7 protein-coding genes and 1 pseudogene are annotated in these 8595 nt (G+C 39.6%); 7 read left to right on the top strand and 1 reads right to left on the bottom strand.

The genetic code is table 11. From position 1 onward, the window contains the following. From L2764_RS24445 to L2764_RS24430, 4 genes and pseudogenes are all read left to right on the top strand, one after another. Window positions 1-105: pseudogene (locus L2764_RS24445) on the top strand (IS30-like element ISVsa7 family transposase); the annotation flags it as partial. A gap of 177 nt (window positions 106-282) precedes the next feature. After that, on the top strand, window positions 283-1377 hold the full coding sequence (locus L2764_RS24440; RefSeq protein ID WP_248942977.1) for an alpha/beta hydrolase: 1095 nt from the start codon (window positions 283-285) through the stop codon (window positions 1375-1377). A gap of 414 nt (window positions 1378-1791) precedes the next feature. Continuing rightward, window positions 1792-2982, top strand: a complete 1191-nt coding sequence (locus L2764_RS24435; protein WP_248942976.1) for a multidrug effflux MFS transporter — start codon at window positions 1792-1794, stop codon at window positions 2980-2982. A 121-nt stretch (window positions 2983-3103) separates the two neighbouring features. Further along, on the top strand, window positions 3104-3859 hold the full coding sequence (locus tag L2764_RS24430) for a phytochelatin synthase family protein (RefSeq protein WP_248942975.1): 756 nt from the start codon (window positions 3104-3106) through the stop codon (window positions 3857-3859). Window positions 3860-4085: 226 nt separating this feature from the next. Here L2764_RS24430 and L2764_RS24425 read toward each other — a convergent pair whose 3' ends face one another. Then, the gene (locus L2764_RS24425) at window positions 4086-5129 is read right to left on the bottom strand and encodes an alkene reductase (protein ID WP_248942974.1); all 1044 of its coding nucleotides are present in this window, start codon (window positions 5127-5129) and stop codon (window positions 4086-4088) included. 211 nt (window positions 5130-5340) lie between these two features. On the opposite strand from L2764_RS24425, the gene L2764_RS24420 reads away from it, so the two are divergent. The 3 genes from L2764_RS24420 (at window position 5341) to L2764_RS24410 (ending at window position 8473) form a co-directional block, all read left to right on the top strand. Further along, window positions 5341-5946 (top strand): TetR/AcrR family transcriptional regulator, encoded by a 606-nt coding sequence (locus tag L2764_RS24420; protein WP_248942973.1) that lies wholly within the window; start codon window positions 5341-5343, stop codon window positions 5944-5946. Between the two features lie 871 nt (window positions 5947-6817). Further along, a complete protein-coding gene (locus L2764_RS24415) occupies window positions 6818-6961 on the top strand; it encodes a hypothetical protein (RefSeq protein WP_248942972.1) in 144 nt (47 codons plus the stop codon). Between the two features lie 75 nt (window positions 6962-7036). Beyond that, complete coding sequence (locus L2764_RS24410; RefSeq protein ID WP_248942971.1) at window positions 7037-8473, top strand: AIPR family protein; 1437 nt, start codon at window positions 7037-7039, stop codon at window positions 8471-8473. Window positions 8474-8595: the final 122 nt, after the last annotated feature.

The raw sequence follows: 8595 nt of genomic DNA, 5'->3' as shown, positions 1-8595 counted from the left end.
AATGCTGAATTTTTAATTAACATGAGGCCAAGAAAGGCGTTAAACTTTCTCAGTCCTTATGAGTTTTTAACAGGTAAACGTGTGTCGCTTATTGCTGAGATCTAGGGATTATTGATTAGGGCTTATTTATTATGGCAGCTTCGATAAGGTTTATTCAATTAATAGAAGGGATTAATGTATTCCGCTATCAGGGAGTGATAAGCTGTTATCGTGTTGCACTTATTATCTGAAACTAGATCTTATGCTTATCAAAACAGATTGTCATTAAAAAAGGATAGATTAATGAATAAGCTGATCGTGATTTCTATTTTAATCCCTATTATTTTTTTCACCGTCGTGCTCAGTCTGGTGCTTGTGCCAGTCAAACGTGAGACGAGTGCTTTAGGGTTAGATTTTAATGTGTTAAATACCGAGGCCATGGGAAATATTCACAGTATTGAGGCCGAATATGTGACTCGTGATGGTAAGGCATTATTTTATCGTTATTTAGTGGGGGACACTGATCAGGTTTTTGTACTATTACATGGCTCAGGTGCTGAGGGGCGCTATTTATTGCCGTTGGCTGATAAGTTAAATAAACAGCTTGGCGCAACGGTGATTATTCCTGATCTTCGGGGTCATGGGCGTTCAATGTTATCCAAACCCGGTGATATTGATTATATGGGTCAATATGAAGACGACTTAGCCGATTTACATTTTATGCTTGCTAAACAGTACCCTGATGCAGAGCTTATCTTGGTAGGTCATTCTTCCGGTGGGGGCTTAACGGTTAAATATGCTGGCCATGCACAAAATAACGCGGTTCGACATCATGACATTTCAACTGACATTTTGTTAGATGTCGATGCCAGTGTGTTAAAGGGAGCGGTGTTAGAGGAAAATGGGTTAACTGAAATGACTCAAAACAGGCAAACGCCCTTTGATGCTTACCTCTTGCTTGCGCCTTATTTGGGCCATGATGCCCCGACCGTGCGGCCAAATTCAGGAGGCTGGGTACAAGTGTCGGTCAGACGCATTATTGGGTTAAGTATTTTGAATCAATTGGGTCTGACGCGATTCAATGATACGCCAGTGCTTTTTTTTAATCGACCTCAGTCTAAGAATGGCCCTTTACAACTGGACAGTTATTCTTATCGCTTGATGGTGTCTTTCTCACCTCAAGCTTATCAAACCGCATTACAGGCAAATAGTCAGCCTATACTCTTATTAGTGGGGGAGCAGGATGAGGCTTTTTATGCCGAGCAGTTTCCGCTGTTGATGATGGCGAATGCACCTCAAGCAACGGTTAAGATCTTACCGAATGTGAAGCATTTAAATTTACCCGATGCACAAGGAACGATGGAGAATATTGCGCTTTGGGTCAAACAGGGATTTTAAACGCGCTTGACTTTATCGAGTGGAATAATACCCATTCCAGTATATAAGTGATCTTTCAGCGGGAGTTCAAAATACTGTAGGCAAGGTCATTAATTGCTCCTGCATTAACAGACATTCCCACCATCCATGGCGGTCGCGGATGTTTGAAGCTAATAGTTATTCTCGGCTTGGGTTCAAACGTCGCTCTACCTTCCCCATCCATGGGGGCGTATATCGAAAGCATCTAACGTAGCATAAAGTATTTTGAAACCCGCACTACGTGAGTCTCTCAGGCATTCCACTTTAGCGTTGCATTAATTTTAAAGGGAATAACCATTTATCAATGAATGCGCCTTGAATTGAAAAACCTGAGAGGCTCTGAATTGATCATCTATTTACTGGAATTGGTATAATAATCTTGAATAAGAGATGTGTATGTATTCAGCTGCCCAAATGAAACTCCTTTTTTTGACTGTCATGTTATCGACAATCATTGCGATCACGCCGTTTTCTACCGATCTTTATTTACCTGCAATGACCAATATGGCATCAGACTTTAAGGTGCATATTACCCTTATCCAGCAATCTTTGAGCTTGTTTTTTGCCGGATTTGGGCTGGGCATGTTTATATTTGGCCCGTTAATCGATCGCTGGGGACGACGTCAATTTGTCATATGGGGAATATTTGGTTTTATGCTGGCGAGTGTATTAGCCGCTTTTAGCACCCAGATAGAATGGTTTTTGACATTGCGTTTTATTCAAGCTTTGTCGGGTGCGGCGGCGACAGTGGCTATTCCAGGTTATATTAAAGAACTTTACGGCAAAGATACCCCCAAAGGCATGTCTTATGTAAACTTAATCATGATGTTAGCACCGCTCATTGCGCCTCTTGTTGGTAGTTTAATTATGGGCCTCGGCCAATGGAATTTGATTTTTTTATTCTTAGCAGGCTATGGATTGATTATTTTTATTTTGTCCGTTGTCTGGTTACGTTTCCCGAGTGATCATCAAAGTCACAATCGAAGCCAACTGTCTTTTATTAAGAATTATCAAATGGTGTTTTCAACGCCGGGGGTGAAGCTGGATATCTTGACCAGTTTTTTTGCCTCTTTTGCTTTTTTTTGTTACATCACCGACTCTTCCTTTGTTTTCATGCAAGTCTTTGGTTTAGATAAATATACTTTTTCCCTGATCTTTGCCAGTAATGTCGGTGCGTTGATTTTGGGCAGTTTTATTAATGGTCGGCTACTTGACCGTTATGGCTCAGCCAAGTTGTTGGCTGCAGCTACGTTATTGGCGATGATGACGGCATCAGGGTTAGTCACCGTAAACGTATTGGGCCTGAGTTATTATTATACTATTTTGACGTTACTGCCTTTTATGGGGTGTTTATGGGTAATGTCAGTCAATGCCGATTCTATTGTATATATGCAGTTTAAAAAGGAAGTGGGAACGGCATCTGCGGTGATTGGTACCTTAAAGTTTGGCTCAGGGGCTTTATCTGGGCCCTTACTGGCCTTATTTCATTCTGGTACTGCGGTACCTTTTTCTGGTTTATTACTCAGCGCGGTAGTCATGGCCTGTTTATGCCAATGGATGAATGCTTTTTTGAAATCTCGCCGTTAACCCGTTCAAAAGACGCATCGTTTATTGTTACTATTCTGGGATCTTATCTTATACTCAAATCAGTAGAATCTAGTATCTTCAATGGGTTTGGGTCTATATTGATTGTTCATTTGGAGCGGGTATGAATACAAAATCATGGTTATTAAGCGGGATTGTTGTGGTGTCTCTTGTTTTATCGTCGATAGCAACTGCAGCAGAGTCGACAGGGTTTAAGGTCATTTACCAAAACTCTACCGAGGCGCCAGTGTCCGATCCTGCAAGGCAGCTGTTTAAAGATGCTTTAACGACAGAGGATTTTTGGGCGTCATTGCGTTATTTTATTACCCAAAAAGAGCTGAGTTATTGCGCCATTGCCAGTAGTGTAGTGGTGCTTAATTCCCTCGATATTTCAGCACCGGCCAATCCCAATTTATATCCTTATCAATTATTTGATCAAGACAATATTTTTACCGACAAAGTGCTGAAAATCATTAGCCCAACCATTGTCGGGTACCAAAGCACCACCTTAGAGGAAATGAACCAATTAATTTCGACTTACCCTGTGAATGTTGAAAGAGTCTACGCCAGTAATAGCAGTGTGGATAAATTTAGGCGTGCAGCGATTGTGGCATTAAAAAGTCCCAATCAGCGTTTACTGGTGAATTTTGATCGCAAGGGCCTGCAACAAGAAGGGGGAGGCCATGTCTCACCAGTCGTGGCGTATCATGAGGCGCAAGATCGGTTTTTAGTGTTAGATGTGGCGCGTTATAAATTACCCTCTTATTGGGTTGAGAGTGCGCATTTATTTCAGGCCATGTCGGGTATTGATGATCGTTCAAAACGCAGTCGGGGTTATGTGATTGTCAGTAAGAGAATGACCTTTAAAAATGATGATTAGTATTGCACTGTTATGCTCGGGTGTCATGTAAGTACTAGAGTATGCTCGAGTGTTGGCTTGATAATCCTCATTCAACAAAAGCGCGCCATGGTGTGGGTAAAAGAAACAATAACATCATTGCCGTTTAATGATTTTATTGCTTCAATGGCTTACTTTTAATGCTCTTTTCTTTATTGCCCAAGTATCACTTTAAAGCTAAGTCTTACTTTACGCTTAAAGTGTCCCTTTAAAAAAGCGTGCTCAACATGTCATCACTATAAGGAGTGAGGGTTTTACCTTGACGCACTTTTTCTACATAATCGGGATTGGCGATAAAGGGTCGACCGATGGCGATAAGATCAAATCTTTCATTGGCAATCGCTGCACTGGCGTGATCAGGCGTGTAACTGCCAACACCGACTAAGGTTTGTTGATAATGCTTGCGCACATAGTCAGAGACGCGTCCTTCTAAGTAATCAAATTCCATGGCGTCATCAAATATGCCTATGTGTAAAAAGGCTAAATGACGGCGCTCAAGTTGGGGTAAAATATAGTCAAACACGGCGCGATCTCTTTTGTCGCCAGCCATATTAAAATAAGCCCCTGGGGAGAGTCTCAGAGCCGTTCTTTCATGACCAATACGGTCGATAATCGCATCGACCACAGCTAAGGCAAAACGTGACATGTTTTCAGGCGAACCACCATATTCATCCTCGCGGTGATTACTGTCATGATGCAAAAACTGATCAATCAAGTAGCCATTTGCGCCATGAATTTCGACGCCATCAAAACCGGCATCAATGGCATTCGCCGCTGCTTGAGAATAATCCTGTATTAACTGTTGAATATCATCATGGGTTACCGCTTTTGGGGTGACATAAGTGAGCTCTCGCATACGAGGAACACTGCCTTCAACGGCCACAGCAGAAGGTGCCATGACATCTTGGCCATTAAAAAAATGGGGATGTGCGACCCGACCGGTGTGCCAAAGTTGGGCGAATATTTTGCCGCCTTTGTTATGCACTGCATCGGTGACTTTACGCCAACCTATTATTTGTGCAGGAGTAAATAATCCTGGGGTATTGGGGTAGCCTTGGCCATCAGGGCGAATGATGGTAGCTTCAGAAATAATCAGCCCTGCACCTGCACGGCGAGCATAATAATCAGCCATCTCTTGGGTGGGCACGAGCTCTGCATCACTCATACAGCGGGTGAGGGGCGCCATTAAAATACGATTAGCTAAATGGAGTGAGTTATTGAGGGCGTAAGGTTGAAATAAGTTATCAGTCATAATGGTGCTCTTTATTTAAATGCCGTTGCTTACATTCAGGGTCTTGGATGTTCTTTCCCGAACCCCTTTATTTTTGAATCGTTTATTGTAGTATCTATCTTGAACATTCATTCAAGATAGGCTTATTTGAATGAACATTCAATTATTATTTTGAACAAGTATTCAAAGTTGCGTACACTGAGCACATTGCCAATAACAATAGCGCTTGCTTATGCGTAATGCTGAATTTGATAGAGAACACGTCTTGAGGGCTGCCATGCTCGCTTTCATGAATAAAGGCTATGCCAAAACCAGCATGCAAGATCTTACCCAAGCCACAGGATTACATCCAGGATCCCTCTATTGTGCTTTTACTAATAAACGCGGGTTATTATTAGCCGCGATAGGGCAATACCAAAGCGATAGGTCAACTGAGTTTGAACGGCACTTTTCGGGTCAGCAAACTCCGCTTGAGCAGTTAAAAAAATATCTTGATAGTATCGTGCTTGAATGCATTAGCTGTGAGGCCAGTAAGGCGTGTTTATTAACCAAAGCGCTCAATGAAATGGCGGAGCAAGATGACGAATTACAAAGTATTATTACTGACAATCTGACCCGTTGGGAGCAGGGGATCGCCCAGCAGTTTGCCAAAGCCAAAACTCAAGGTTTACTTCATCGTCAGAGTGGTAGTGGAAAGAGTGCTGAACGTGATTGCCAAGCCTTAGCGCGTTATTTTGTCATGGGGATCTATGGTCTGCGAACTTTCGCTCATACTCACCCCACATTGGAAGTGTTGCAATCCCTTGCCGATCAGTTGTTTGAAGATGTGACCCGATAATGGGGTGTGTGAATGGGGATTCACACCGGGAGGTAAATGATTAGTTGGCCACTCATGGATGGCTTAAACGTGCATTTGGTTATTTTTGGTCTTGGTTAAGTGTGTTTGAGCTTGAAGCTTTATTGATATTCATCGCTTCCAGCGGGCTAAGGTCGTGGATACCCATTCCACACTGGACTATTGGATATTAAGCTTCGCTTAATGGAAGATCGTGAGTTCCCACTCACACTGATCACTTTAAACTAGCGTTTAGCTTTTTTAGCTATTGGTGAGTGTTTGTCAGCTTGTGGCCTTATGGGTATCATTGCCTGCAGCAGGCTAAGATCGTGGATGCCCATCCACACTGGGATTAGGAGGACTGCTCGTCCTTATCCTCCTAATAACCTCCATAACGCCCTGCGGAGTAAGGCACTTCAATTTTCGATGCACAAAAATATCTACCGCCTCATATTCACCGTCCGTGGTTCACCTAAGGCTATTTTCGACTTCCTGTCTCAATCACGGTATTTTTTATCGAAAATTAACGTTACTCCGATGGGGATCGAAAAGAAAAAATGCACAATCAAGAGAAAAAGCAAAGTGGTGTGTTTCTTCGAGCTGGCAGGTATCTTTAAAGTTGTGATTGATATCAACTATTTCACCTGTCTTCCGCTCTCTAATAAACATTTTATTTACAAAGATATCCTACTGGTGGTATTTTTGGCTAGATAATATGAGTAGTGTGTAGCGGATTAATCAAGTTAGGTAATATAATACAGTATATTAGCTATGCGCATTATTTTTAAAAAGAGTGCTGGTCTGATGTGATAATCGAGTATGTGTACTATATAAAAGTTATACGTACTTCCAAATTGGTGTATAAGGAAATTGAATGTCTAAATATTCAACATTGGTCAATATACTCGATCAAATTTGTAAGGAAGCGCCTGAACGCTTTACTAAATATCAACCTAAAAAGAGTGATATTGAAAAAATTAATCAAGCACGATCTAGGGTATTAATTCATCTTTCTTAAAAGTTAATTTTGGTTTACTAAGCTTCGAAGAAAGAGAGAGAGTAATTACTGATGGTCCTTACGACGGAGGTATTGATGCTATATTTTATAGATCAAGAATCAAAAACAACATATATAATACAATCAAAGTTTAGAACCAATGAAAATAATTTTGAAGGTAAGCCGATTGATATAAATGAACTTGCAAATATGGATATTGATCGAGTTCTTGAGGGTGAGTTATGTGATGATAACGATAATTCTTATAACGGGAAGATAAAGCAATTAATAAGAGAAATTGGTAAAGTTTCAGATATAGGTAAGTATAAAGAAAAAGTTATTATTCTAGCTAATTCTCAAAATTGTAATCAAAGGGCATTTAAAAAATTATGCAATGGTTTTTCTCCCATTGTTTATGATTTTGATAAAGTTTATAAAAGATTAGTTTTCCCTGTCATTAATGGAACTTATTATAATAGCTCTGAGTTAGCTATTTCATTAAATCTTATGAACAAATCTTCGTCGGGTGCGAAAATTAGTTATGAAGTTAAAACTGAGTTTGACTCTTGCAATATTACAGTTGTTTTTGTACCGACAATTGAAATTGGAATAATATTAAGTAAATATAAAAACTCGATTCTTAAATTCAACCCAAGGTGTTATTTGGAACTTAATGTTAATAAGGTTAATGCTGAAATACTCAACACCATAAAATCAAAAAAAACAAATGAGTTTGCGCTTTTTAATAACGGAATAACTATGTTGTCTGATTCGACTTCATTTAATGAAAGAATTGGTCAAAAAGATAAAGCTCAAATATGTATCAGTAACCCTCAGATTATCAATGGTGGTCAAACAGCTCACACATTAAGTAAAATTTACCAAGAAATTCTCGATGGAAATGAAGATGATAATATTTTTCATGAAAAAGAAGTTTTGTTAAAAATTATTACATTTAACGATGAGGGTAATTTGAGTGAAAATAAAAAATTAAAGCTTATTGAAGATATATCCAAAGCAACTAATCAACAGAGTGAAGTGGACGAAGCAGATCGGCGATCAAATGACGAAATTCAATTATTATTGCAAAAAAATATTTTTGATGACTACGGCTTATATTATGAGCGTAAGAAAGGAGAGTTTTCTGATGGCCTTCACTCAAAATATATCGCAAGGAAGCAATTAATTCAACGAGAAAGGTTAATCCGTCTTGCCGTAGCCTTAAGTCAAGACCCTGTAAACGCCAGAAGATCCGGTTCTAAAGTTTTGTTTGCTGAAAGTAGTTTCAAGAAGTACATAAACTCTAATACAGATCATCATGCTTTAATTTACGCTACAAAATTGCATGATCACCTTGAAACGCTAGAGAAAAAAATATCTAAACCTGATGATAAATACAATGTTGTAGAATTTGGACAAGCGTTTCGTTATGGTAAATATTCCGTTGTAAGCGTCGTATGCAATAATTCTATGAAGACAAAAAATATCACAGAATGTATAAAGATATCGAATCAGATGTTGATAAAACAATAAGTAAATGGAAGTTAAGTGCTTAACTAAAAGTTATCGTATATTTTGACGGATAATTATCCATGATGTTTTTTACACTCTCTTTGAGTGCATCAAAAGTGATAAAATCATGGCAAGATAACCAT

This window comes from Shewanella surugensis, from assembly GCF_023284005.1.
Lineage (GTDB): Bacteria > Pseudomonadota > Gammaproteobacteria > Enterobacterales > Shewanellaceae > Shewanella > Shewanella surugensis.
The sequence above is the reverse complement of the archived record's forward strand: the minus strand, read 5'-3'. Positions and strand labels throughout refer to the sequence as shown.